Below are 24,703 nucleotides of genomic sequence, written 5' to 3' on the forward strand. Positions count from 1 at the left end.
CCTGCAACGTTATTGCAAATCTAGCCGAAAATGATGACTGACAATATTGAACCGCTTTTTCAGGTATAACCGATGTGCGTCATAGCGGGCCGGATTGTGTCCCGAGTCCAGCGTCACGACCTGGCAGCCGGCCTGGCGAGCCTGCTCAATCACGAAATCGAGTAGCGCACCGGCGTAGCCTTTGCCGCGGGCGTCGGGCAAGGTCGACAGGTCGTCGATGTACAACGTACGGCCACTGTGCAGGAAGTTCATCATTCGGTACCCGGCAACGGCCGGGGCTGCTTCGCCGGTATCGACAAAGGCCAGTTGGAACCGATCTTCCCGCTGCTGTAGCTGAATCTGGCTCAACGCCTGCTCTTCGGTCAGATGGGGCCGGAGTGCCAGCATGGCGGGCAGACACCGCCGGATATCGGTCTCGGTAGTAGCCAGTCGGATTGTCATGGTAAGTGTTCGTGGATAGTACGCAGAATGTCATCGCCACCGCGTGCCAGTACGCTCTCGGCCAGTTCGTGACCCAGTTGTTCGGCCTGCGCGGCCGGTGCCGTGAAAGTTTCGCGGAGTAGCTGCTGACCGTCGAGGCTGATCAGACCACCCATTAAGCTGACCTGATCGTTGTCGATCGTAGCGAGCGCAAACACCGGAATGCTGCAGCCCCCTTCGAGCCGACGTAAAAAACCGCGTTCTGCTTTCAGGCAGGCTTCGGTTGGCTCGTGATTTGTTAGCTGGCGGATAATCCGCTGCTTTTCCGGAGCCAGGGTCTGGGCGGCCTCAATAGCCACACTGCCCTGGCCAACGGCGGGTGTGAAATCGGCGATGGGCAGGTGTTCGGCGATCAAGTCATCGTATTGCATCCGGTGAACGCCCGCGTAGGCGAGCAGCAGCGCGTCGCACTGCCCTTCGTCCAGCTTACGCAGCCGGGTTTGCAGATTACCCCGCATATCGACCACGCGAATGTGCGGACAAAAGTGCTTCAGCATGGCTACCCGGCGCGTTGATGACGTACCGATCACGAACGACTGGCCGCTGGTCAGCGACAAATTCGGGTTGCGGCTCACCAGTACGTCGTTGACCCGTTCGCGCTCCGTAAAGGCAATAATGCCCAGGTCAGCAGGCAGTGACGATTGCAGGTCTTTGGCACTGTGAACGGCGATATCAATGGAACCGGCGCGGAGCTGATCTTCCAGCTCCTGCGTGAAAACGCCTTTGCTGCCAATCTTAGCGAGGGAGCGATCCTGAATCTGATCGCCTTTGGTGTCAATAAGAACCAGTTCGGAGGTCAGGCCGCCTGTTTGTAGCAGTTGCTGAATGAATTCCGCCTGCCACAAAGCCAATCGACTGCCCCGCGTTCCAATTTTGATGTGCATGTTGCAAAGGTACAATATCTTTCCCCAACGCGCGGCAGAAAGGGGGTTGATCGCTGGTTGAATCAGTTGTGGTGGTTTGTGGAAGATAAACCCCACAAATGTACTAAAGTGCTACACCCCAATTCCACAGTCTACAGTCACGTAACAGAAGACTACGTTCAAAATAGCGTCAAAACGGCACTTTTTACTCAGAATCAGCTTTTTTCCCTGACAGCTTGGCGCATAAAATAGGGTTAGGGCAGTTAGGCACGTCGTTTGTTTAGTATTCATTACTTGAACAGTGAACAGTAAACAGCAACACCTATGAAAGCGATAGAAAACGTATTTCAGGGCACGGGCGGACAGATCGATCTGTTGAATACGCTTTACGGCGGTTCAAGCATGACGACGATGAATGTGGAGCGCGAAGATGAGCGGCTCATAATCACACTGTCGGCCCCCGGCGTTGACGCCAGTTCGTTCAACGTCCTGATCGAAGGAAGTAAATTAGTGCTCTATACATTACTGGTTGGTACCTCGGTACACAAAGATGATTACGAAGCGGGCCAGCGTCTGGCTGTACCGATGTTTCTGCGCGTACTGGATATCCCAACATTTGTGGATGCTGAGCAGATTGAAGCCATTCACGAGCACGGTAAAGTGCTGGTGTTGCTGCCCTTCAAAGACGAAGAACAGTTGCACCGCCGGATCGACATCAAAGATTTATTCTGAGTCTTTTATCTCCGTCCCGGGGCGTCTTTAGCCCTGTAGCCTATAGATTTAATGCGGGTCGCTTCCACGGGAGCGACCCTTTTGTTTTTATGGTCTTTAAAGCCTATCCAATCCATTGACAATCAGACTTAATCCTTTCTTTGGTATTATTTTAAGAACTTACTTTTACTTAATTCAGGCAACCGATTGATTTCGTTCTGTTTACCAATTTTTCGGATAGACTTATCGGTTAAACCGCGGCAAACGGGCTTGTGTAAGTGGGCAGAAGGGCTAACTTTGTTGAATCATTACTTCGGTACTTACTTCACCAAAGGCCCAGTTGATTCCGACTGGAAAACCATATAACCACAAAAAGCCACATGCTACAACACGACGTTATCGAACCGATCTTAGAAGAAGACAAAGGCCGTTTTGTGCTGTTTCCCATCAAGCATTGGGATATCTGGGAATTTTATAAAACCCATGAGGCTTCGTTCTGGACCGCCGAAGAGATCGACCTGTCGCAGGATTTAAAAGACTGGAACAACCTTAACGACAGCGAACGGCACTTCATCTCGCACGTCCTGGCCTTCTTTGCAGCTTCCGATGGCATTGTGAACGAGAATTTAGCTGTCAATTTTCTGTCTGAGGTTCAATACGCCGAAGCTAAATGCTTTTACGGCTTCCAGGTGATGATGGAAAATATCCACTCGGAGACGTATTCCTTACTGATCGACACCTACATCAAGGACTCGGTCGAAAAAGATCGGCTGCTCAATGCTATCGATACCATTCCGTGCGTCCAGAAGAAGGCCGAATGGGCCCTGCGCTGGATTGAGAACGGGTCGTTTGCCGAGCGCCTGATTGCGTTCGCGGCCGTGGAGGGTATATTTTTCTCCGGGTCGTTCTGCTCGATTTTCTGGTTGAAAAAGCGCGGCCTGATGCCTGGTCTGACGTTTTCGAACGAGCTGATCTCACGCGACGAGGGTCTGCACCGCGATTTCGCCTGTATGCTCTATACGGACCACATCAAAAACAAGCTCCCGGAGTCTCAGATATACGACATCATCCGCAACGCGGTTGAAATTGAACAGGAGTTTGTGGCCGATGCGTTGCCGGTATCGCTCATTGGTATGAACGCCGATCTGATGAAACAGTACATCGCGTTCGTTGCCGACCACCTGCTTACTACACTCGGTATGCGTAAGCTCTACAACGTATCGAATCCGTTTGACTTCATGGACATGATTTCGCTGCAGGGCAAAACGAATTTCTTCGAGAAACGCGTTGGCGAGTACCAGCGGGGCGAGGTTATGGCGAAGTTCCGGGCGATGAAGGCCGCTGCCCTCAATCCCCAGGCGGCCAATACAGAAACTGTTGTGAAAGCCGCCGAAGAGCCAAAAAGCTTCGTTACGGACGCCGATTTCTAAGCGGTCTGGTTCGTATCTGATACCAGGGCTTGCCGTTACGTAATGGCAAGCCCTTATCTTTGTAGCTTGTCGTACTTCATATTTCATGGCAGCAACGGGCATCAGCCGATATTTCAGATTATGGCGGCACATCGCTAATCCAACCGAATACGTACTCCGACGCGGGGATCGGCATAAACGGGATCTGGTTTTTACCACGCGTCCGCTGCCGGTGCGGTTTCAGGTGCCAGCCAGTTTGTATCAGGTTTTTAAAGAGATATTCATGGCCGATGTGTACGAGATCGATACGTTGGTTCGTGATCTGCCCATGAAACCGGTCGTGATCGACGTGGGGGCCAACGCAGGCTTTTTTGACATCCAGCTGCTTTCTAAAATTGGGCAGGCGACAATCTACGCCTACGAACCCATGCCGGCCAATGTTCAAACCTTTCAGCAGACGCTTCAGCAGAATGCCCCCCTGCAGCAGAGCGTCCGGCTGTTTCAGATGGCTGTTACGGGCAAACCCCTCGATCAACTCGACCTCTACGCCGAAGCGGCAGAAAAAAGTCAGGTAGTGGCTTCTGCCTTCGCCGGTTTCAATGGAAATAATACCCAGAGGATTACCGTACCCTGCGTAACGCTGGCGGATATCATACGGAACAACGGGCTGGAATCAGTCGATCTGCTGAAGCTCGACTGTGAGGGCAGTGAATATGATATTATTTACAACACCGACCCGGATTTGGTCCGGTGTATTCAGAAGATGGTAGTCGAGGTGCACAATCTGGACAAGGATCGTAATAATATCGATACGTTCAATGCATACCTCCGGTCGCTGGGATTCGATACGACCTACAGCCCGATCAACTCGTTCTGCTACGCCCTGGAAGCGGTTCGGCGGCCGCTTTAGACCACGCGCTGGTACAATTGCCAGTACGCTGCGGCCGTGGCCTCCCAGCGGAACTGCCGGCTGTGCTCCATAATGCGGGTTGGCATTTCAGGGTCATTGGAATAGGTTTCCATGCCCAGCTGAAAGACGTTTACCACTGTTTCGGGGTCGAACGACGGGAAGTAGAATGCTTCGGGGCCACCTACCTCCGGAACGCTCGACAGGGTGGAGCAGAAAACCGGCTTGCCAAAACTCATGGCTTCAATTACAGGCAGGCCAAATCCTTCGTGCAGCGATGGAAACAGAAAGGCATCGCAGTTGGCATAAAGCCACCACTTGGTTGCTTCATCTACCGGACCCGGAATAATCAGGCGGTCGGCAACGCCCATCCGGGTGGCCTGATCGCGTAGGTCCTGAACGTAGGGCTTGTCGTCAGGGCCGGCTAATACCAACCGGTAGTTTGGGAAGGCCTCCAGCAGCGGCAGCATCGCATGGACGTTCTTGTAGGCCTGCAACATGCCGATGAAGAAAAGAAAGGGGCCGTCGGGTTTAACCGTAAAGGACGAGACAATATCCGTGGGTTTGTCCATTCCCAGGTAAATCACTTCGACGGGCGTAGTGGGTGGCACCACCAGTTGCTTGCGGATGTCCTGCGCTACGTAGCTCGAAATGGTCGTCACGGCAGCCGCTTTATTCACCAGTTGCTGATACCGGGCTTTCTGGCGGGCCTTTCGTTTGTCGGAGTATTCGGGCAGGAACAGGTAGTTTAAGTCGAGAATGGTATACACCAGGGCCGTTTTGCGCATGGGTGTGAACCGCGAATTCTGATAGGGGCAGTGCCAGACATCAAACTTCCACGGGTGCCAGACGCGTCGCCACCGGCTGGCAACCAGATACTCAGCCGAGGGGCCAAAGATGCCCACCTGTTCGCGGGAGACCAGAAAGGTAATCTGCCAGTCGGCGGGTTTCTGCCGAACCAGTTCGTTGCCTAAATGCAGGCAGAACTGGCCCATGCCACTGGCGAGGTTGGCCATGCGTTCGGTATCCAGAAAAAGATGGGGCATGCGGTCGGAGGGGAATGGTAAGGGCGTAAAACTAACCAAAAATGCGGTTAGAGGGGTTACTCCTCCCCACCCAGAACCGAGAAAATCAGGTCGGATTCGTAGCCTTTGCTAAGAGCGTAGCGAACCAGTTTCTGTTTCACCACCAGCGGATTGTCATCACGAAGGGTCCGGCGTTTCTTGTCGAGGAGGTCTGCCAGAGCCGCCCGGTAGTCGGTCGGGGCAATCTCCTTCATGGCCTGTTCGAGGTTATAGCCCGTAATGCCGCGTTGCTGTAAGTGCTGTTTGATCTTCCGTTTGCCCCAGCCTTTCACGCGGAACTTGCCACCGGCGAAGGATTTGGCGAATCGCTCTTCGTTGAGGTAGTTCTGCTGGATCAGTTCGGCAATGACTTCTTCGGCATCGTCGCCGTAAACGCCCCAATCGTTCAGGCGTTCGCGGACTTCCTGTTGCGTTCGTTCCTGATACGCGCAGAACGAAGCGGCCTTGCGAAGGGCATCTTTAAGGTACTCGGTCATGTATGGAAAACGTACCAGGCCGGGGAGAGGTTCGGTTTTTGGTACACGGTTTTAGGCGAGGTGGCGCAGACTCCACTACCTCGCCTAAAACTGCGAATCGGCCTACCACGTCCGTTTGCTCATCATCTTGTCCAGCTCCGGCCGGGTCATGGCCCCCAGTTCCGGATGCTGGCCCAGCCACTTGAGAAATTCACTTTTAATGTCGTCGGTCCACTGGCTGTCGATTTGGCCCGTCGTGTATCGGCCTGATTTCACCATCTCGAAGCCGAACTGATCCTTGCGGGTCACGAATTCACAGGTGCTGATTACCTGGTCGGCCATGTGGGCGGGCACAAACAGAACGCCTTCTCGCTGGGCAATCACTAGGTCGCCGGGCAGCACCATCGCGTTGCCGATTCGTATCGGCGTGTTCAAGCCCATCAGGACCATCTCCTCCAGGAACGACGGGTGAAAGTCGCGGACGAATGCGTTGAACCCATTGATGTTCTGTAATTCCTGCAAGTCGCGGGCGGCCCCGTTGAACACTACGCCGTTGCCGGTTTTGCTGAAAATTGCGTTGCCGAGCGTAGCGCCCATGAGCGTTCCTCCCCCAATTTTTCCGAATGCGTCGGCTACGTACACGTCGCCTTTCGTCAGGGTTTCGATGGGCCACGCATTGGTGTTGCCTTTGCGCCCCTGTTTGCTGATACCGCGCTCCTTGATGTTCTTCTCCACATCGGGCCGGCTGGGCATGAACATGGCCGTAACGGCCCGGCCAATTACCGGTACGTCGTCTTTAATCAGTTTCCAGTTGCCTTCAAACTGGTTGGTATAGCCTTCGTTCTTCAGCACCGTCCAGGCGTCGTCGATACCGATTTTGCGGGCTCGTTCCAGCAGCGCATCCGGAATCTTGGGGCGTCCGTCCGGGAAGCGTTCGCCTTTCCATTCGGACGTCAGAAACGTCAGCTCGTCCTTCGGAATGGTTTGGGCCGATAACTGGCCTGTCAGGGTTAGGCCAAGAACTAGTGAGAGGGTGGCAATCGTACCTTTCATTATGTTGATTTTGGGAATGTTCCAAACGCGGAGGAAGCAGAGAAAAGCGCCGAGAACGCCGAGATAGTGCTCTGTTTCCTTCGCGTGCCCTCTGCTTCCTCCGCGGTTTCACTTCATTAATGGCCTTCTTTGGCTAAATAAGCGTCTATGTCTTTCTGCGTAATAGCTAGTTTCTTGGGGTACTTGGCTACCCACGTCCGAAATTCATCCTTGATCTTGCCCGACCAGTCGCCGTGGATTTCGCCCGACGGGTATTTGCCCTGCTGAAGCAGCACCCGCTCAAATTCGTCGCGGAGGGCCGTCATTTCAGAAGCCGACACGAGTCCTTCGACCAGATGGGCCGGGATGAATACCACCCCGTATTCATTGGCAAACACGACGTCGCCGGGGAACACCGTCACCTCGCCGATGCGGATGGGCGCGTTGATGGCCGTTGGGGTCATGTCTTTAATGTACGACGGATGATGGCCTTTCACCCAGGCGTTGAAGCCTTTGGTATCTTTCAGCTCCTGCATGTCCCGCACCGACCCATAAAAAATAACACCCTTACCGGTTTTGCCGTAGATGGCATTTCCCAAACTCGATCCGATCAGCGTACCGTCTTTCACTTTGCCGTAACCATCTGCTACGTATATATCGCCTTTGGTCAGGATGTCGATAGGCCAGATGTTGATCCCACCTTTCTGCGAACGACCTTCTGCCTTCCCCTGTGCCCGGACCAGGCTGTCGAGGTCGGGGCGGGTGGGCATGAACTGCGCCGTTACGACCCGGCCGGTCATGGTCTCTCCCGGTTTTAGGATAATCCAGTCCTTTTCGACCTGATTGCGGTAGCCGCGCCGGTCGAGGTAGCCCCAGATCTGTTCGAGAGTACAGTTTTGCAGGCGCTCCAGCACGATGTCCGGCACCATCGGTCGGCCGTCGGGCATGCGTTCGCCTTTCCAGTTGGCGGTGAGCGCTTTAACGTGTTCGGGGGTTGAACCAACTCGCTGAGCCTGCACCGAAAGGCCACCAGCGAGCGAAAGAAGGGATACGGCAAGCAGCGTTTTCTTGATCATCGCTATCGGAGTGCAAAGGGTTTAGTATGTTTTTGCCCAATAAAGACCCGTAGATAAGTAAAATACTGGCATTTGGTGATTTTACTGACAAACCGAAGATTCCTAACAATACCCGAAAACTATGAAGAATATTTTTTCGCGTCTGACGTCGTCGGCTCAGCCTGCCGATCGTCGCGAGTTCATTCGTAATGCCGGACTGGGCGGCCTGACGCTTGGTATGCTTTTCGACGGCAAATTTGAGCAGGAAACCGAGTTCATTACTCAGAAAGTAAAACGCGACTCCAAGCCTTCGGAGTTGAAAATTACGGATATGCGCGTGGCGGTGCTGCAGGGGGTTCCGTTCTCCAGCCCCATCATCCGCATCGATACGAACCAGGGCCTTGTGGGCTGGGGCGAAGTCCGCGATGGAGGTAGTGCCAACTACGCTTTAATGCTCAAGAGCCGGATTCTGGGTAAAAATCCGTGTAACGTCGAGCAGCTTTTTAAAGCAATCAAGCAGTTTGGTAACCACAGCCGGGCGGCCGGTGGGGTATGTGGTGTTGAGATGGCGCTGTGGGATCTGGCTGGTAAAGCCTACAACGTACCTGCCTACCAAATGCTGGGCGGTAAGTTCCGCGACTACGTCCGCCTGTATGCCGATACGCCGGAAGGAAAGAACTACGAGGAGTTTGCGGTGAATATGAACAAGCGCAAAGAACAGGGGTATTCCTTCCTGAAAATGGACTTCGGTATTGGTATGCTCGCCGATAAGCCCGGTATGCTGGTCAATGCCAACAGCTGGAGTGTAAAGCGGCAGTGGGACGACAAAGAAATGGGTAAGCTGGGCAATTACGCCAACACGAAGCATCCATTTACTCGTATCCAGATTACCAAGAAAGGGGTTGATGCCCTGGTTGAACACGTGGGCCGGGTTCGGGATATTGTGGGCTACGATACGCCCCTGGCGGCCGACCACTTTGGGCACTTCGACGTGAATACAGCCATTCAGATCGGCGAAGCCATGGAGCCGTTCCGGCTGGCGTGGCTCGAAGACCTGGTGCCCTGGTTCTATACGGATCATTGGAAACAGATTTCAGATGCCATCGAAACGCCAACGCTGACAGGGGAGGATATTTACCTGAAAGAAGAGTTTATCAAACTCATCGACGCGAAGGCTATCGATATGATTCACCCCGATTTGGCGTCGTCGGGGGGCTTGCTCGAAACCAAAAAGATTGGTGACTATGCCGAGGAAAAGGGCGTTCCGATGGCTATGCACTTCGCTGGATCGCCAATCTGTATGATGGCTAATGTGCATTGCGCAGCTGCTACCGAAAACTTCGTTGCGCTCGAACACCACGGGGTCGACGTAGCGGGCTGGGAGGACCTTGTAACGGGCATGAAGCCAATCGTTGAAAAAGGATTCGTTAAGGTTCCCGACAAGCCCGGCCTCGGGGTTGAACTGAACGAAGAGGTGGCTAAGAAATTCCTGAAGAAAGGAGCGACCTGGTTTGCACCAACCGATACCTGGAATACGAAGGATTCGAACGACCGCGAGTGGAGCTAACTAACGGCCGGCGGGTTTAAAAACACGTCTGGGGGAGCACGGATTCGACTCCACCCAGACGTGTTTTTATTTTAGCAAGTCCTGGAGGGCATGTTTCAAGTCGCCGAACCGGTACTGGAACGTAGTGTCTTCCTTGATCCGCTTGTTCAGCACATAGCTACCGCCGATGACGGTAATGGCCAGCTCGCCAAACATCATCCGGATCACGAAATTCGGAATATTTGGCAGGAGGAGCGGTCGGTTCAGCACCTGGGCAATCTGCTTCGTAAGGGCTTCGTTCGTGACGGGCCCCGGCGCTACGGCGTTGTAAACACCCTGCCACGACTCGTCCTTCATGGCCTGGATGTACATCCGGCACAGGTCGTCGAGGTGAATCCACGAAATGTACTGCTGCCCCGAGCCAATCGGCGCCCCGGCCCCAAGCCGAATGGGCTGCGCCAGCTTTGGTAAGGCCCCGCCTTCCATAGTCAGCACCACGCCGGTCCGCATCTTGACGGTACGTATCCCGAGGGCCGCGACCTGGTCTTCCGAACGTTCCCAGGCCCGCGTTACCTGCGCCAGGAAATCGGTCCCGGCCGGGCTGGTTTCGGTCATGGGCCGATCGCCGGTATCGCCCCCGTAATACCCAATGGCCGACGAGGCAATAAACGACGTAACGTGGTGAGCGTTTTTAGCCAGAGCCTGGGCCAGCAACGTAGTCGACATGACACGGCTGCCCAGAATCTCGTCCTTGCGGGCATCCGTCCAGCGCTCATCGGCAATACCGGCCCCGGCGAGGTGAATGATATGATCGGCGGTCATGATAGCCTGTGGATCAAGGTGGCCTTTTTTCACATCCCACTGGTACACCTTGACGTTGGGAATCGGCTTGACAGACCGGCTGAGCAGCGAAACCTGATAGCCTTCCTGAATGAGTAGTTGAGTCAGACGGCGACCAATGGTACCGGTGCCGCCGGTAATAAGTACGGTTTGGCTCATGGCGGGTAACTGTGGTTATTGACGTATAACCCGCCGGGTACGGTGTGGGTTTTAGAGTCGGCGTCGCGACCAGCACACGTTGAGGTTACACCGCATTGACGCTGAGCGAAAAAACCTGCCCAAAATGAGGTGAATTGATTTTGTTATAAGGCTCTTTGGGAACAGGCTGATGGTATCGTAAAAATCGCTCACCAAATCCAATTGCCTGAATACTGTTTGGCAATTAGTAGGCTCATATTGATCATACCAAGACAAACGAGTCCCCAGTACAGATACGGAACCAAAGGAGTCAGCGACTTTCCAACTCGCTTAGCCTGCAAGGCTCTGTCGGCCGCAAAAAAGAGCAGCGAGCCAGTGAGCAGAATGAACGGCAGGTCTGTCTGGTAGACAACGGTATGTATTGCTGAATCGCTGGAATGACCTAACGCCTGAACAGGAAAAAAATTTCTACCTGTTTGCCCTGATTTCGTCATCGAACTGATGTCCGAATCTAATAATTTAAACGACGCCCGCGCCAAAATACAGACCGATTGGATTGACAATGGTTGTCAGTTAGCCTGGTTGATTGATCCAAAAACAGAAACCACCTTCATATACCGGGCCGACGGTTCTATCCAGATCAACCGTACGTTTGATCAGTCTTTGTCAGGCGAGGACGTATTGCCCGGCTTCGAGCTGGATTTAACCGAACTGCGCTGACAACCCGAAGTTTCACAGGGTCCACTCCCGGGGCAGATCGAGTTGGCGGGCGTAGTGAGCCGGAGCGTTGTGATGCACCCGCTGGAGCAGTTTGTTGATGTCGCCGGCAAATTCGATGTGGTAATCAGGATCAAGTTTCGACACCTTCTTGAGCACCTGATCGGTCCGTTTGGCAATGTATTCGGCCGCTTTGTCAGTACGACTATTATGATGACGGAGCAGATCAAGGTGGTGGTCGAAGAACGTATTGAGCATGTATAGCATCAATTCCGCTTCCCCGTATTTGTCTTTCGTAACTTTCAGGTGCCGGCTGATGTAGCCGCTGATGGCCCGCATATCCATCATCACCCAACCCGCCGAATCCTGCTTTAGCCGGGCCGTCCGGTCGATAAACTGCCGGATGATGGTGCGCCGTTCGTCGATCGTCTCTCCGTGTTCGACCAGTTCAAATTGCAGCCGTTCAGTCAGGATAGGGTCTTTGGTAACCAGCCGCAGCAGCAGCTTGTCTTTTTCGGCTACCGGCATGCGGACAATGGCTTTTTTGAGATCAGGGTCGAGGGCAGGCATACGGCAAAAGTAAGGAAAGGGACGGAAGGGAGGAAGGGGAGGAGAGGAGGAGGGGGGGGAGAGGAGGAAGGGAGGCACTGCTTGTTTTCCTTTTCTCCTTCCTCCCCTTCCTCCTTTCCTCCCTTCTATACTCAAACCCCCACCGTATCGCTTTCATCGGCGGGAATACGTTCTTCGATGTAAGCAACAATTTCGGCGGCTACGTCGATGCCGGTGGCGGTTTCGATGCCTTCCAGACCGGGCGATGAATTTACTTCCAACAGCAACGGACCGCGGTCGGAAGGCAGCATGTCCACTCCGGCCACTTTCAGGCCGAGAGCCCGGGCTGCGTTGATGGCCGTATCTTCTTCTTCGGGCGTAAGCTGAATGGGTATCGCATTGCCACCCCGGTGCAGGTTGGACCGGAACTCCCCATCGACGCCCTGACGCCGGATGGCTCCTACCACCTGATTCCCAACTACCAACGCACGAATGTCGGCTCCTTTGGCTTCGGCAATGTATTCCTGTACCAGTACGTGCTTCTTCAAGCCATAAAAGGCTTCGATGGTTGATTTGGCCGCTTTGGTCGTTTCGGCCAGTACGACACCGATGCCTTGAGTGCCTTCCAGCAGTTTGATCACCACCGGTGGTCCGCCAACCAGCTTGATCAACTGGTTGATGTCCCCGTTTTTGGGGTGATTGGCAAACACCGTTTTGGGTAAGCCAACGCCCGCTTTCGACAGGACCTGCAGGCTTCTGAGTTTGTTGCGGGAACGGGTGATCGCCTGGGATTTCGCCGTCGTGAACACTTTCATCATCTCAAACTGCCGGACAATGGCACAGCCGTAGTCAGTAACGGACGCCCCGATACGTGGTACAATGGCGTCAATATGCTCCAGTGGCTGCCCTTCGTAGAGGACCGACGGTTTACCGCCTTCGATCATCACGTGGCATTTAAGGTGATCGACTACCAGCACCTCATGGCCGCGCAGCTCAGCCGCTTCGACCAGTCGACGGGTAGAATATAAGTTCGGATTAGCCGATAAAATGGCAATACGCATGGTAGTAGTGAGTAGCGGCTGCGTGTGGTATGGGAGTATATCTGTGGATATAAAGCAGTTAGTCAGGCTGCTGCGTATCAACGCTGCCGTTCTGTTGATGATGGAGTTTCTGTGTAGTCTTTGCTTTGTACGACAGATTTTTTTGCGATACGTCGACTATAAATCGGTTACGAAGTAATTTTCGTCCCAACAGGACCGGGTTTTTCAGCCGCTCACGGTCGGCCAGGGTAAATTCGGCGCGGATCACCCGGCCGAACAGAACGATACGGGTTTTGATCACATACCGTAGTTCAGCGACACCAAATGAGTTTCGGATCATCCGCTGACTGAACTGGTCGCTATAGAACCGCCGGGAGGCCACGCCGGTTTTATCAATCAGCCAAAAACTTAACATTGTTTTATTGCCTGACTGTACCAACTGCACCTCTTTGCAGTGCAGCGCCGACGTAAACGCGCCTGTGTCGACCTTGGCTTTTACGTCAGAAAGCGACAGATCAGGGAAATCAACGAGGTCCGTCATGCCAATCACCTGCCTGGGTTTGAGCTTTCGGGACTTACGCAATTTGAGTTTCATGCCGGGGTACGAATCAGGCGGCTGAATGTTAATGACATATCGAGCATGACCATTTTGGCTCGGGCATTCCGCTCCAGGTGATAAACGGCTTCATTTAGTTCAGCAATAAGCCGTTCTATATGATTCATGGTTAAAATTTTGGTAAAATTTTTCACGAATGTGACTTCCTCATCGGGCAGACGTAGCAGCGATCCAGCGCCCTGCTGCCACAAAAATAAGTCACGGCAGAGACTAATACTGTATTCGAGCAACCCCTTTTGCTTCTCTTTGCTGAAACCGTCGAACTGATCGGCCTGTTTAACCAGCGCAATCAGATCCTGTCGGTAACAAGTCCGCATCCAGTCGGCAAACCAGGCGTGGTTATCATTAGTTTCCGTCTGACTGATGCGCAGGGCCGCCGATAGGTTGCCATCCGCCAGATAAGCGACCCGCCTGGCCGTCAGTTCATCAACGTTAAGGTGCTGACGCAGGTGCGTAGTCACCTCATCGTCCGAAAACGCCCGCACCGCCACCCGTTGCGTCCGCGACAGGATGGTGATCAGCAGCTTATCCGGCTGGTTTGTTACGAGCAGAAACAGCGTCTGGGCGGGAGGCTCTTCCAGCACTTTCAGCAGCGCATTGGCCGACGCTACGTTCATCAGTTCCGGCAGCCAGATCAGCATGATCTTGTAGGCACCTTCGTAGGATTTTAACGAAAGCTTCTGTAAAATATTCCGGGCTTCTTCGGCCGAAATATTCCCTTGTTTATTGTCGGCCCCCATCGTGTCCAGCCATTCCGGCAGGGTTCGGTACGGGTGCGCCGACAGGAAACTGCGCCAGTCGGTCAGGTAGGCTTCGCTGGTTTTGCCCCGGTTTGTGTTGGCCACCGGAAATACCATGTGCAGATCAGGATGGACCAGCTTCTGTATCTTCACGCATGACGCACAGCGCCCGCAGGCATCCTGAGGTTGCTTATCCTCGCAGTTGACGTATGTAGCCAGCGCTAACGCCAGGGCAAGGTTAGCGCTACCCGCCGGCCCGTCGAACAACAGGGCATGGGCGAGGTGATTGGCCTGAACCGCCCGGAGCAGTGCCTGCTTAGTGTCCTGTTGACCAATAATTTCGTTAAAGAGCATTGTCGGCGACCAACTGGCGGCTTAAGCGGTACACTTCGCGTAAAATGGCTTCTTCTGTGGCGTCGAGATCCTTGTTCCGGCGCTTGAACGCTTCGCGGGCAACCTGCAGGGCTTTTTCCGGACGATAGGCCGTGAACCCCGTATCGGCTCCGCCCCACGAGAATGATGGAATGTGTTTCGGCTGAAATCCAGCCCCGAATACGTTTGCACTCACGCCGACGACCGTGCCGGTGTTAAACATTGTGCTGATACCGGCCCGCGTATGATCGCCCAGCATCAGGCCGCAGAACTGCCGCCCCGTATCGACCAGATCGCCGACGGCGTAGTTGAACAGCTTTACGTTGGAGTAGTCGTTCTTGAGGTTCGAATTGTTGGTGTTCGCGCCCAGGTTGCACCACTCGCCGATTACCGAATTACCCAGAAAGCCGTCGTGGGCCTTGTTGCTGTAACCGAAGAACACGGAATTGCCCACTTCGCCACCTACCTTGCAGTATGGGCCGATGGTGGTGTTGTTCCGCATTTTGCCGCCCCAGTTCACCGTCGACGACTCACAGAGGGCAAACGGACCGAGCATCACCGTTCCCTCCTGAATGGTGGCATTCCGGCCGATGTAGATGGGGCCACCTTCTGCATTCAGGACGGCCGCCCGGATGGTGGCGCCGGGTTCAACAAAGATGTTTTCGATACCGTAGCAGCGCGTGTGCGGGTCCGTAATGGGTTCCGACGTCCGGCCTGCGGTCAGGCGGGCAAAATCCGCCCGGATCTGTGCGCCATTGTCGAGAAATATATCCCAGAGGTTACGGATAACAGTCAGCGACTGATTGAACGTTGTATGCTTTTGGGTAAGGCTGATCAGGTCGGTTGCCGCCAGGGTGGCCCGGCTGGTACGTACCGCAAGCAGCAGACCGTCCGGCAGGATCAGGGCGTTTTCCGGAGCCAGTTGCCGTATTGATTCGATAAGGGATTCCGTGGGGCAAACGGCACCGTTGACGTACAGGTTATCGTCGGTTGTATGTAAGGCAAACTTTTGCTGAAGGTACGGTTCTGTCAGATACGACGGAGTAGTAGCCAGATAATCAGTCCATTTTTCGGCAATAGTCTGTATACCGATCCGGATGTCGGCTACCGGTCGGGTAAAGGTGAACGGCAGCAGCGACGGACGAATAGCCGGGTCGTCGAATACGATCAGGGTGGACATACGCGTAAATAATTGATACGGCAAATATCCGATCATTATTCGGAAAAAGGTAGCTACACAATCGTTCGGCATGAGACCAAACGAATGAAAAATTACATTTCCGGAAGAAGTTGTCTAACCCTTTTCCGTTCAGCGGTTTTTTTGTTGCTTGCGGGCTGAATCGGTGCCGTGATGGTGCAATTGCTATGAAATTTCTTCGTATTCTGGGCCGAATACTGCTGGGGCTGCTGGTGCTGATTAGTGTGTTCGTGGCGGTTAGCGTATCTCCCGTCGACCGAACGCCCTATCAGCAGACAACGTATTACGCCGAAACCAGACAGCGGCTGGCCGAACTCCCGGCTCCTCCTCAACCAAAAGCTCCTATTCAGGCTGGTTGGGCCAAAGTGAACATTACACCACCGTATACTACGCCAACCGGGGGCTATGGCGTCCGGCGAGGAAAGCACTGGGAGGTCGTGAGCGATTCCATCTACGTCCGCACAATCGTTTTGACCAACGGCAGCACAAAGACCGCTATTGTGGGCCTTGACCTGCTCATTACGCCCCCGGCCGTAGTAGAAGCCTTAAAACAACGACTGCCTCAGATAGGCTTTCGCTGGGAGGACGTTTACATCGGCGCCATTCATTCGCACAACAGCGTGGGCGGCTGGGCTCCGGGCCTGGTGAGCGAACTTATTGCGGGCGATTTTGATGAACGGGTCGTTCGGCGCGTTACGGAGGGGATTCTGACGGCTATTACGTCGGCGCAGAAAACGCTGGCACCGGCTCAGGTTGGCTACGGCCAGACGAACGCCAGTGACCTGATCCGGAACCGGATCGGGGGCGATGGTCCGCTCGACGGCAACATCCGCCTGCTGAAATTCCAAAAAGCAACGGGAGAGTCGGCGCTGCTCTGTACGTTTGCCGGGCACGCAACCCTGTTCGACGGACGCAACGGCCGCTACCTGAGCCGCGATTATCCCGGCTCGCTGGTGGATCGTCTGGAACGGAAAGACGCAGATTTTGCCATGTTTCTGGCCGGGGCGGTGGGCAGTACCGGGCCCGAAGCGAAAGGAAAAACCGACTTTGAAGAGATACGGAATTATGCCGGTGCCCTGGCGGCCCGTATCGAGCGCACCTTGCCCCAGATTCAACCCCGGCCCGACAGTACGCTGGCCGTCCTGACCTTGCCGCTCGGCCTGCGCGAACCCCATGCCCGCATCCTGACCGACTGGCGGGTACGTCCGTGGCTCTTCAACGCCGTGTATGGCGAATACCCGTCAGAATTAAAAGCGCTACGTATCGGGCAAACGGTCATGCTCGGCGCCCCCTGCGACTTTTCGGGCGAACTCGTGGCCGACATCAAACCAGCTACCGACCAGCGGGGGCTGAACCTGATGGTAACCAGCTTCGATGGGGGCTACATCGGCTACGTAACGCCCGATCGCTACTACGACAAACCGACCTACGAAACCCGTGATATGAACTGGTTCGGCCCCTACAACGGCGCGTATTTTACGGAGATGATGCGGGGACTGGTAGCGAAGCTTTAAATGAGGTCGGGGAAATTGGCCCTGACCATGGCGGAAAAAGGTTGTGAATTATCTGTGGCTACAGCTACAAATGCTTTCGCTGTCTGAATGAGTCCCTCAATTACAGGCCAAGGTTGACCGCTTTGACGTGACAATAGATCTCGCTCGTCTTCGCTCATACGTGTAGGATCAAACCCTGCCAAGAATATATTATTGCGAACATTTTGCAAATGTGCTTCTCGAAGTGTATTCAATTTGGGCCGGTCGATGCCATAGCCGTTAATAGATAACTTACCTCGCTTATCCTTGGCAACCGGAACGTGTCGATTGAAAGTGATGTGATCCTCAGGATTATCTTTTGAAGGGTGTACTAATTGACATACTTCAGCTTCATAATCAAAGGTATGGTTTTTTGCTCGCTGAGTTTCGTCTTCAAGCGGGAAGTAGTTTTTCTTATATCGCTGATTGCAAATTTGGCAAGAGAAGAATAGGTTACTCCAGTCGTAAGCAAGCCAATAATATCCAGGTCGATTTAATTTTCCAGCAAGCGTCTTGGTAAAGCCAGCTTTGGGGCGGAAATGCTCGACATCACCATAACCGTTAGCGGTAAAGTCGGCTTCGCAAAAACAGCATTTGCCGTGCTGCTCGAATATCAACAGTTCTTTAACAGATAAGTGGCCATAGATATCCGAGTTGATTTTAAATTTAGTCGCCCCTTTGTCATAAGCATTTGGATTGATTTCATACAATCGACAGTTTTCGACCGTGGCTTGAACTCCTTTCTCAGTTAAGACAACCGGTACGTTGTCAGATTTAGCAACACGAATCATTGTACCTGCTGCTGTTTGCGTAATACATCGGCCAACTGCTGAATAATACTTTCCGCTTTAATTTCAGCCTGATCCTGCCCGAACGGGATAAAACCTATGTTTTCATCCAACTCCGCTAGCCGCGCTTTTTCTTTCTTAGTTAGCTTCGACTTTTCCAATAAAGCATCACGCTCACTACGTAATTGTGTAAGTGATTCAGAGCGGGCTGGTACGTGTCCAAACAAATCACTATTCAAAATTTGATCAACACTCCACTTACTCACATCTACCGGGTCATTAACAACTACAGTTTGATCACCTTCGCGCTTCAATAAGATAATGTTTGCGTCCAACGGCCGCTCTTCAGCAGCTACTACAATCAGCGGGCTATGCGCGGTAACAATGAATTGCGTATTCGGGAATGTCTCTGTTAAGAACTGAATGATATTACGTTGAAATTTAGGATGAAGGTGTAGGTCTATTTCGTCCAGTAAACAAACTGCAGGCTCCGCAAGGGGATTTTCGCTACCTTGATAGCGATCAAATAAGCTTTTAGCTAAGTCTACCATCCACGCGACAAGTGTTTTATAGCCGAGGCTAAGTTCGTGAAGGCGAACATCGCCGTAGTGAGTTTTAAAGAATACTTTTGGATTTCCGGATTTAGTATCTATATAAATGTCAAAAACTTCGTTTCGAAAAAGAGTCTTTAATAAATTTAAAACTTTTAAATACTGGCCTTTGAATTTTTCTTCCTTTAATGAAATATAATCAGATTGTAAAAGCCACTCTTCGGCATTTATCAAACTTATGTCATCTCTGAAAAGGGTTATAACGTTTTGTAGTTCAGCATCTGTTTCGGAGTAGAATTCGGATTGTGATAATTTTCTATTATCAATTCTACGTGCTGCTCCGTAGCCAAACAATCCAAAGTCTAATTTTTCTGTGTTCCAATCAGTATGCTCAGGGTCTTTCTCCGAAAGAAGTTTTATTCCATCTTTTAAATTCTTTGTACGAATAAAATGATGTCTAAAAAAACGTTCTGGAAATATATGGTACTCAGTCCAAATCGAAGTATTTAACTTGTTGTTTCGTTCTAATGACTCATAAAAAGTTTTTCGACCGTCATATGCTTCGATAGCTAAATATGATAATACTAGACTCCTCAATACCGTCGTTTTCCCTGTTCCATTATCACCCAAAATCACATTCCACTGAGCAGCTTTACCCTCTTTATCAGTGAAGTTAATTGTCTGCTTTGAGCCGAACGAGCGGACGTTTTCCAGCGTAATATTTTTAAACCAGACGCGGGGATTTTCTGTAGCCATACCCTAAAAACGATTTGGGCGAAGATAACCATTTATCTCCGCCCATTGGAAAACCGTGAACTGAAAACTGTAAACCAACCTTACACCTCCTCCGTCTGCAACTGCTTTTCGTACAGTTCCCGGTACGCACCGTTCAGACTCATCAATTCATCGTGTGTGCCCTGCTCCACAACTTCGCCGTCGTCGAGCATGATGATGAAGTCGGCGAGTTTGGCCGATGAAACGCGGTGCGAAATCACCACTGAGGTTCGGTCAGCCATGATCCGGCGCAGGTTGTTCAGAATGATATTTTCCGTGTTGGTATCCACCGCCGACAGGCAGTCGTCCAGAATCAGGATCTTCGGGTCGCGGGCAATGGCGCGGGCAATGCTTAGGCGCTGCTTCTGCCCACCCGATAACGTAATGCCACGTTCGCCGATGCGGGTTTCGAAACCTTCAGGAAAGCCCGTAATGTTGTCGTAGAGGTCGGCATCGCGAACGGCCTGATCTACACGTTCCTGCGGCATGTCGGGCTTGCCGAAGCGGACGTTGTTGCTGATCGTTTCGGAGAACAGAAAGACGTCCTGCGGTACGTAACCCATCTGCCCACGTATGGAGGTCAGGTTGTAGTCACGAATGGGAGTACCGTCGATGCGGATCTCACCGGAGGTAGCGTCGTACATCCGCGTCAGCAGGTTAGCCAGCGTACTTTTTCCTGAACCGGTTGTGCCGAGAATGGCCACCGTTTCGCCCGCCCGGACGTGCATGGAGAAGTTTTTCAGGGCAACAATACCCGAATCCGGATACACAAACCGGACGTTCTTAAACTCAATCTCGCCGTGAATGTCGCGGCTCAGGTTTTTCTGAGAAACAATATCGGTTTTGATGCTCAGGAACTCATTGATACGCTCCTGCGACGCTGCGGCCCGCTGCGTCTGGCTCGTAGTCCAGCCAAGGGCCATCACCGGCCAGGTCAGCATGTTGACGTAGAGAATAAACTCGGTGATGTTGCCCGGTGTCAGGCGACCGGCCAGAATCTCCTGCCCGCCCACGTACACGACCAGTACGTTGCTCAGCCCAACCAGAATGGCAACGATCGGGAAAAACAGCGCATCAACGCGCGTCAGTCCCAGCGATTTGTCGCGGTATTCGTCACTTTCAATTTCGAATTTTGCCGCCGAATTATCTTCCTGTACGTACGACTTCAGAACGCGGATACCCGAAAACGCTTCCTGAACATACGTCGACAGCCGCGACAGACTCCGCTGGATTTCTTCCGACCGCCGGATGATGATGTTGTTGACAATGTAAATAGCTACCGACAGGATCGGCAGCGGCAGCAGTACGTACAGCGACAGCCGGGCGTTGATGCTCACCATGTACGTAATAACCAGAATAAACAGCACAATCAGGTTAAGGCCGTACATAATGCTCGGGCCAACGTACATCCGCACTTTGCTGACGTCTTCCGAAATACGAGCCATCAGGTCGCCGGTGCTGTGTTGCCGGTAAAAGCTCAGCGGTAAAGTCTGGTAATGGTCGTAAATTTCATTCTTGAGATCGTACTCGACGTGGCGCGACATAACGATCAGCGTCTGCCGTACCAGAAACAGAAAAAAGCCTTTCAACAGCGCCATCACCAAGGTCAGCACGGCGAACAGCATAATGCTGAACGTAAAGACTTCATACAGTGACGATTGTAGGGGAGAGCTATCGAAGAGGTAATAGACATCAAGGGTTTCCCGGACCAGGTCCAGCGCATACCGAACGAGCTGCGCCGGGAAGATGCCGAACAAGTTGGAAACCACCGTAAATACGGTGCCCCAGATGAGGTACCACTTGTACTTGAGTAGATATTTATTGAGGTGGGAAAGCGCTTTCACGATCGACTGCGGGACTTTTCGTTCGTAACGCACCCGATTGCGAAAAGGTTGCAGGGGAGTTTGCCGAATAATCGAATGTATGCTGTTGAAAGATGTGGCATCAGGTCCCGGACCCGACACCACATCTGCCGATCACAGCGACTTGGGCCTATTTCTCCCAGATAACTTTTGAGGTCGATAAGGCAGCCAGCGCAACGGCAGCCAGACCCATGAAACCGGTAGCGATCATGATGGCAGCCATTGCCCAGCCTTTGCCGCGAAGCCGCTCTTTGTTACGGTTGATTGATGCCAGGCTGGCCGAGCCCATCATGATGGAGGTCAGCGGCAGCACCATGCCCAGAATCCAAACCAGCGCATTACCCGGAACCAGCAACAGGCCATACGATAGCACCGACAGCACCAAAGCCGCGATGGCCAGGCCGTGTACTTTCCGGTTGGCGCTGTGGCGATCAACAACCGATGAGCGATGCGGAGCAAATTGAGCCAGCGACGGATACCGGATCAGTCGGTTTATACGATGGCGGTTGCCGGGCCGGCTATCCGGGTTGTGGTGCAGGGCCGGGTGCGTAGCCCGGTGTACCGGCACCCCGGCAGACGACTGATTTTCTTTCGAAGCGAGCGGCTGGTTAACCGAAACGGCAGACATTGGCGACGGTGTCGAATCTGGCGTGGTTTCTGGTACGTAGGACTCGGGGATAGCCGACGCGATTCGGGTGGATTGGGGCTGGAAGTAAGCGTAGTGCGCTGATTTGCAGGAGGCCAGGAAAAAATTTGCAAAAAGAACAACTACTACCAAGCGGGGGCTGGCCAGTCGGTGGAAGAGCAACATGCGTTAAGGGTATAGGTCAAGTCATACGGTTTTGATTGGGAAAACTACGGATTAAGCCGTATTTTTGCAACGTTTTCCGGCAGTTCTTTTTCTTATCGGTAGATTTAATAGTTTTTAGGCGGATGTTGAATAGGCGATTACTCCGAATCAAGGTCATGCAGGCGCTCTATGCGCTTCGGCAGTCCGAACTTTCCAACCAACAATTAGCCCTCGATGGCATTTCGGACCTGTTTCAACCCGATCTAAACTCCATGTTGCCGCAAAACCGGCGGCAGCTTGAAGGCTACCGAAAATTGGCCGGTGTGTTGTTTGAGGAAGCCATCCGGACCGGGCAGCCGGCCCAGGATGACGATGCCCCATCGAAGGTGCTGAAAGCCGCCAACGATGGGCTGCTGTTCTACCAGATCCGGGCCAAGAAAGATCGGCAGCACCTCGGTCAGATGATGATCACGCAGGTTCAGAGCATCTACGACGATTATCTGCGGGTGTTGCTGCTGCTGGTTGAGCTCGGCCACGCAGCCCGGCTCGACCGCGAACGGGCCTACCGCGATCCTGATGAAACTCCTTTCCCGTACGAATCGGATCTGAACGACAACACGGTGGTGCAGGCCCTGGCCAGCCATCAGCCGTTGCAGAACGAAGCGCTTCGCCGGAATATCTCGTGGACCGACGACCTTGGCTTTATCCGGAAGTCGTATCGGGAGGTGTTGAAAGCGGATGAAACCTACCGCGCCTACTGCGACCAGAAAACCCATACGGCCGACGAAGACCAGCAGTTGGCTCAGTACGTTCTGCGGACGCTGATATTCAAGCACGACGACATTCGCAATCACCTGGCCGAGATTGATCTGAGTTGGACCGAAAACAGTGAGGTGGTACGTGGGCTGGCTATTCGTACCCTTAAGTCGGCGCAGAACATGACCGGGCTGCAGCTGGAACCGCTCACCGACGACTGGGAGGAAGATGAACTGTTTCTGAACACCCTGTTTCAGAAATCGTTAGAAAATGATAACGAATACGAACAACTCCTGATCGAACAACTGCAAAACTGGGATTTGCAGCGCGTAGCGATGCTGGACAAGATTATACTCAAACTGGCCATCTGCGAGTTGCTGAACTTCCCGAACATTCCGGTGAAGGTTACCATAAATGAATATATTGAATTAGCAAAAGCATACAGTACGCCCAAAAGCGGTAAATTTGTGAACGGAATCCTCGACAATCTGTCCGAAAAGCTGCAGGCATCAGGCCGGCTGCGCAAGAGTGGACGCGGATTGCTGGACAATAAATAAGTTTACGTTTGTTGCGTTTACGGTTTGTGGTTATCCTGGTTACTACTACGAGATTTCTGCAAACTGTACATTGAAAACGATTTAGAAATGAACAGAACTGGCCGTGATTTGGCATTTTTCCTGACCGGGGCTGCTGCTGGTGCCCTACTTGGACTGTTATACGCTCCCGAAAAAGGCGAGGTTACCCGCGATCGGTTAACCTATCGGCTCTCGAAATACCGCGAGCAATTGCAGCAGTTGATAAACGATTTATTGAATACAGCCGAACTGCCGGAAAATGTCTCCAGAAATGAAGGAGAGCGCGTTGTCAATGACGCCCGCGAAAAAGCCGAACGCCTGCTTGAGGACGTCGATCGGTTGATGGCGCAGATCAAGCGGCAGAACGCGTAACGGATTGTCCGCAATCAGATATTGACTATGAAACGATTTCTTGCCGTTGTTCTGGCAGCCGGCCTGTTGGTCGGCGGATCCGGCTGCGATAACCGCCGACAGGCTGAAACGTCGCAGGCGGTGGCTTCGGAGAAAATGCCGAAGATTAAGTTTGCCGAAACGGGGGTTCATGATTTTGGAACCATCACCGAAGGCGACACGATTGAACACCTTTTTAAATTTACCAACACCGGGCAGTACCCGCTGATCATTAACAACATTACGGCTTCCTGCGGCTGCACTACACCGGAATGGCCCCGCGAACCAATCGCTCCCGGCACCGAATCATCGATAAAGGTGCGGTTCAACAGCCGGGGTAAGAGTGGTGAACAGAACAAAACGGTGACCATTTTTGCCAACACCGAACCCGCCATGACGGACTTGCAGTTTAAGGTGCTGGTGCAACCCAAAGGTGATCCGACCAAAACGTCATAACCCGGTGAAGCGTACAAAACCGTCGTGTATTCAAAACGAACGGAAAAGTACGCTTCACTAACTATAATCCCCGACCAATCATGTACTCGCTTTTATTACAGGCGCAGCCCAATTCGACGCAGTCTATTATCTCTAATGTATTGCTGTGGGTGGGCATCATCGTCGTTTTTTACTTCTTCATGATCCGTCCGCAGCAAAAGAAGCAGAAGGATCAGAAGTCATTCATTGAAAACCTCAAAAAAGGGGACAACGTCGTCACGATCGGGGGGCTGCATGGCCGGGTCGTTTCGGTGGAAGGTACCACGGTTATGCTTGAGGTGGACCGGGGGATTAAGATGACGTTTGAGAAAACGGCCATTTCGCGCGAGGCTACCGTTAAACCGGCTGAACCTGAAAAAAAACAATAACGCACTCATCTCTGATGACGCAGGCTGAATAGATAAACGTGGGTGGTTTCATCCATATTCATCAATTCT

At 52.8% G+C, this 24,703-nt stretch carries 26 protein-coding genes; 10 read left to right on the forward strand and 16 right to left on the reverse strand.

The genetic code is table 11. The features are described 5' to 3' along the window. Positions 1-9: 9 nt before the first annotated feature. Positions 10-441 carry a GNAT family N-acetyltransferase gene (locus tag DYU11_RS16380; RefSeq protein WP_119668769.1) on the reverse strand — a complete coding sequence of 144 codons (432 nt, stop codon included), beginning with the start codon at positions 439-441 and terminating at the stop codon, positions 10-12. Continuing rightward, a complete protein-coding gene (gene hemC / locus DYU11_RS16385; protein WP_119668770.1) occupies positions 438-1,364 on the reverse strand; it encodes a hydroxymethylbilane synthase in 927 nt (308 codons plus the stop codon). The genes DYU11_RS16380 and hemC overlap by 4 nt, the downstream gene beginning before the upstream one ends. Before the next feature lie 303 nt (positions 1,365-1,667). On the opposite strand from hemC, the gene DYU11_RS16390 reads away from it, so the two are divergent. The 3 genes from DYU11_RS16390 to DYU11_RS16400 all read left to right on the forward strand — a co-directional run bounded on the left by DYU11_RS16390 (position 1,668) and on the right by DYU11_RS16400 (position 4,373). Next, complete coding sequence (locus DYU11_RS16390) at positions 1,668-2,075, forward strand: Hsp20/alpha crystallin family protein (RefSeq protein WP_119668771.1); 408 nt, start codon at positions 1,668-1,670, stop codon at positions 2,073-2,075. A gap of 359 nt (positions 2,076-2,434) precedes the next feature. Beyond that, complete coding sequence (locus tag DYU11_RS16395) at positions 2,435-3,484, forward strand: ribonucleotide-diphosphate reductase subunit beta (protein WP_229365869.1); 1,050 nt, start codon at positions 2,435-2,437, stop codon at positions 3,482-3,484. An 85-nt stretch (positions 3,485-3,569) separates the two neighbouring features. Further along, the gene (locus DYU11_RS16400; protein ID WP_119668772.1) at positions 3,570-4,373 is read left to right on the forward strand and encodes an FkbM family methyltransferase; all 804 of its coding nucleotides are present in this window, start codon (positions 3,570-3,572) and stop codon (positions 4,371-4,373) included. On the opposite strand, the gene DYU11_RS16405 is transcribed toward DYU11_RS16400, so the two are convergent. From DYU11_RS16405 to DYU11_RS16420, 4 genes are all read right to left on the reverse strand, one after another. Next, positions 4,370-5,416, reverse strand: coding sequence for a glycosyltransferase family 4 protein (locus DYU11_RS16405; RefSeq protein WP_119668773.1), 1,047 nt, complete (start codon positions 5,414-5,416; stop codon positions 4,370-4,372). The two genes, DYU11_RS16400 and DYU11_RS16405, sit on opposite strands and share 4 nt — an antisense overlap. A 56-nt stretch (positions 5,417-5,472) precedes the next feature. Further along, on the reverse strand, positions 5,473-5,931 hold the full coding sequence (locus DYU11_RS16410) for a regulatory protein RecX (protein WP_119668774.1): 459 nt from the start codon (positions 5,929-5,931) through the stop codon (positions 5,473-5,475). 102 nt (positions 5,932-6,033) lie between these two features. Further along, complete coding sequence (locus tag DYU11_RS16415) at positions 6,034-6,963, reverse strand: RraA family protein (RefSeq protein ID WP_119668775.1); 930 nt, start codon at positions 6,961-6,963, stop codon at positions 6,034-6,036. A gap of 116 nt (positions 6,964-7,079) precedes the next feature. Beyond that, positions 7,080-8,018 carry an RraA family protein gene (locus DYU11_RS16420; RefSeq protein WP_119668776.1) on the reverse strand — a complete coding sequence of 313 codons (939 nt, stop codon included), beginning with the start codon at positions 8,016-8,018 and terminating at the stop codon, positions 7,080-7,082. Between the two features lie 121 nt (positions 8,019-8,139). On the opposite strand from DYU11_RS16420, the gene DYU11_RS16425 reads away from it, so the two are divergent. Beyond that, positions 8,140-9,564: a mandelate racemase/muconate lactonizing enzyme family protein gene (locus tag DYU11_RS16425; protein WP_119668777.1), complete on the forward strand. Its 1,425-nt coding sequence runs from the start codon at positions 8,140-8,142 to the stop codon at positions 9,562-9,564. Positions 9,565-9,630: 66 nt separating this feature from the next. On the opposite strand, the gene DYU11_RS16430 is transcribed toward DYU11_RS16425, so the two are convergent. Further along, the gene (locus tag DYU11_RS16430; RefSeq protein ID WP_119668778.1) at positions 9,631-10,542 is read right to left on the reverse strand and encodes a TIGR01777 family oxidoreductase; all 912 of its coding nucleotides are present in this window, start codon (positions 10,540-10,542) and stop codon (positions 9,631-9,633) included. A 480-nt stretch (positions 10,543-11,022) separates the two neighbouring features. Between DYU11_RS16430 and DYU11_RS16435 the strand changes: the two genes are divergently transcribed. Next, positions 11,023-11,241: a Uma2 family endonuclease gene (locus DYU11_RS16435; RefSeq protein ID WP_119668779.1), complete on the forward strand. Its 219-nt coding sequence runs from the start codon at positions 11,023-11,025 to the stop codon at positions 11,239-11,241. A 12-nt stretch (positions 11,242-11,253) separates the two neighbouring features. On the opposite strand, the gene DYU11_RS16440 is transcribed toward DYU11_RS16435, so the two are convergent. The 5 genes from DYU11_RS16440 to DYU11_RS16460 form a co-directional block, all read right to left on the reverse strand. Then, positions 11,254-11,808 (reverse strand): hypothetical protein, encoded by a 555-nt coding sequence (locus DYU11_RS16440; protein ID WP_119668780.1) that lies wholly within the window; start codon positions 11,806-11,808, stop codon positions 11,254-11,256. A 131-nt stretch (positions 11,809-11,939) separates the two neighbouring features. Beyond that, a complete protein-coding gene (gene rimK, locus DYU11_RS16445) occupies positions 11,940-12,848 on the reverse strand; it encodes a 30S ribosomal protein S6--L-glutamate ligase (RefSeq protein WP_119668781.1) in 909 nt (302 codons plus the stop codon). 58 nt (positions 12,849-12,906) lie between these two features. Beyond that, positions 12,907-13,422 carry an ATP-dependent zinc protease family protein gene (locus tag DYU11_RS16450; protein WP_119668782.1) on the reverse strand — a complete coding sequence of 172 codons (516 nt, stop codon included), beginning with the start codon at positions 13,420-13,422 and terminating at the stop codon, positions 12,907-12,909. Then, positions 13,419-14,537 (reverse strand): DNA polymerase III subunit delta', encoded by a 1,119-nt coding sequence (gene holB / locus DYU11_RS16455; RefSeq protein WP_119668783.1) that lies wholly within the window; start codon positions 14,535-14,537, stop codon positions 13,419-13,421. Before holB ends, DYU11_RS16450 begins: the two co-directional genes overlap by 4 nt. Beyond that, entirely contained in the window at positions 14,527-15,735 is a 1,209-nt protein-coding gene (locus tag DYU11_RS16460; protein ID WP_119668897.1) for a GlmU family protein, read from the reverse strand. The genes holB and DYU11_RS16460 overlap by 11 nt, the downstream gene beginning before the upstream one ends. Before the next feature lie 185 nt (positions 15,736-15,920). On the opposite strand from DYU11_RS16460, the gene DYU11_RS16465 reads away from it, so the two are divergent. Beyond that, positions 15,921-17,267 carry a neutral/alkaline non-lysosomal ceramidase N-terminal domain-containing protein gene (locus DYU11_RS16465; RefSeq protein WP_119668898.1) on the forward strand — a complete coding sequence of 449 codons (1,347 nt, stop codon included), beginning with the start codon at positions 15,921-15,923 and terminating at the stop codon, positions 17,265-17,267. Here DYU11_RS16465 and DYU11_RS16470 read toward each other — a convergent pair. The 4 genes from DYU11_RS16470 to DYU11_RS16485 form a co-directional block, all read right to left on the reverse strand. Then, complete coding sequence (locus DYU11_RS16470) at positions 17,264-18,076, reverse strand: HNH endonuclease family protein (protein ID WP_119668784.1); 813 nt, start codon at positions 18,074-18,076, stop codon at positions 17,264-17,266. The genes DYU11_RS16465 and DYU11_RS16470 overlap by 4 nt on opposite strands. After that, complete coding sequence (locus tag DYU11_RS16475) at positions 18,073-19,380, reverse strand: AAA family ATPase (RefSeq protein ID WP_119668785.1); 1,308 nt, start codon at positions 19,378-19,380, stop codon at positions 18,073-18,075. The genes DYU11_RS16470 and DYU11_RS16475 overlap by 4 nt, the downstream gene beginning before the upstream one ends. A gap of 80 nt (positions 19,381-19,460) precedes the next feature. Then, complete coding sequence (locus DYU11_RS16480; protein ID WP_119668899.1) at positions 19,461-21,242, reverse strand: ABC transporter ATP-binding protein; 1,782 nt, start codon at positions 21,240-21,242, stop codon at positions 19,461-19,463. 148 nt (positions 21,243-21,390) lie between these two features. Then, entirely contained in the window at positions 21,391-22,071 is a 681-nt protein-coding gene (locus tag DYU11_RS16485; protein ID WP_119668786.1) for a DUF4190 domain-containing protein, read from the reverse strand. A gap of 155 nt (positions 22,072-22,226) precedes the next feature. Between DYU11_RS16485 and nusB the strand changes: the two genes are divergently transcribed. The 4 genes from nusB to yajC all read left to right on the forward strand — a co-directional run bounded on the left by nusB (position 22,227) and on the right by yajC (position 24,634). Next, complete coding sequence (nusB, locus tag DYU11_RS16490; RefSeq protein ID WP_119668787.1) at positions 22,227-23,363, forward strand: transcription antitermination factor NusB; 1,137 nt, start codon at positions 22,227-22,229, stop codon at positions 23,361-23,363. A gap of 87 nt (positions 23,364-23,450) precedes the next feature. Next, on the forward strand, positions 23,451-23,753 hold the full coding sequence (locus tag DYU11_RS16495; RefSeq protein ID WP_119668788.1) for a YtxH domain-containing protein: 303 nt from the start codon (positions 23,451-23,453) through the stop codon (positions 23,751-23,753). A 27-nt stretch (positions 23,754-23,780) separates the two neighbouring features. Then, a complete protein-coding gene (locus DYU11_RS16500; RefSeq protein WP_119668789.1) occupies positions 23,781-24,227 on the forward strand; it encodes a DUF1573 domain-containing protein in 447 nt (148 codons plus the stop codon). Positions 24,228-24,307: 80 nt separating this feature from the next. Beyond that, positions 24,308-24,634, forward strand: coding sequence for a preprotein translocase subunit YajC (gene yajC / locus DYU11_RS16505; protein WP_119668790.1), 327 nt, complete (start codon positions 24,308-24,310; stop codon positions 24,632-24,634). The last annotated feature ends 69 nt before the right edge of the window (positions 24,635-24,703 follow it).

Origin of the sequence: Fibrisoma montanum (genome assembly GCF_003583365.1) — a bacterium.
Classification (GTDB): Bacteria; Bacteroidota; Bacteroidia; order Cytophagales; family Spirosomataceae; genus Fibrisoma; species Fibrisoma montanum.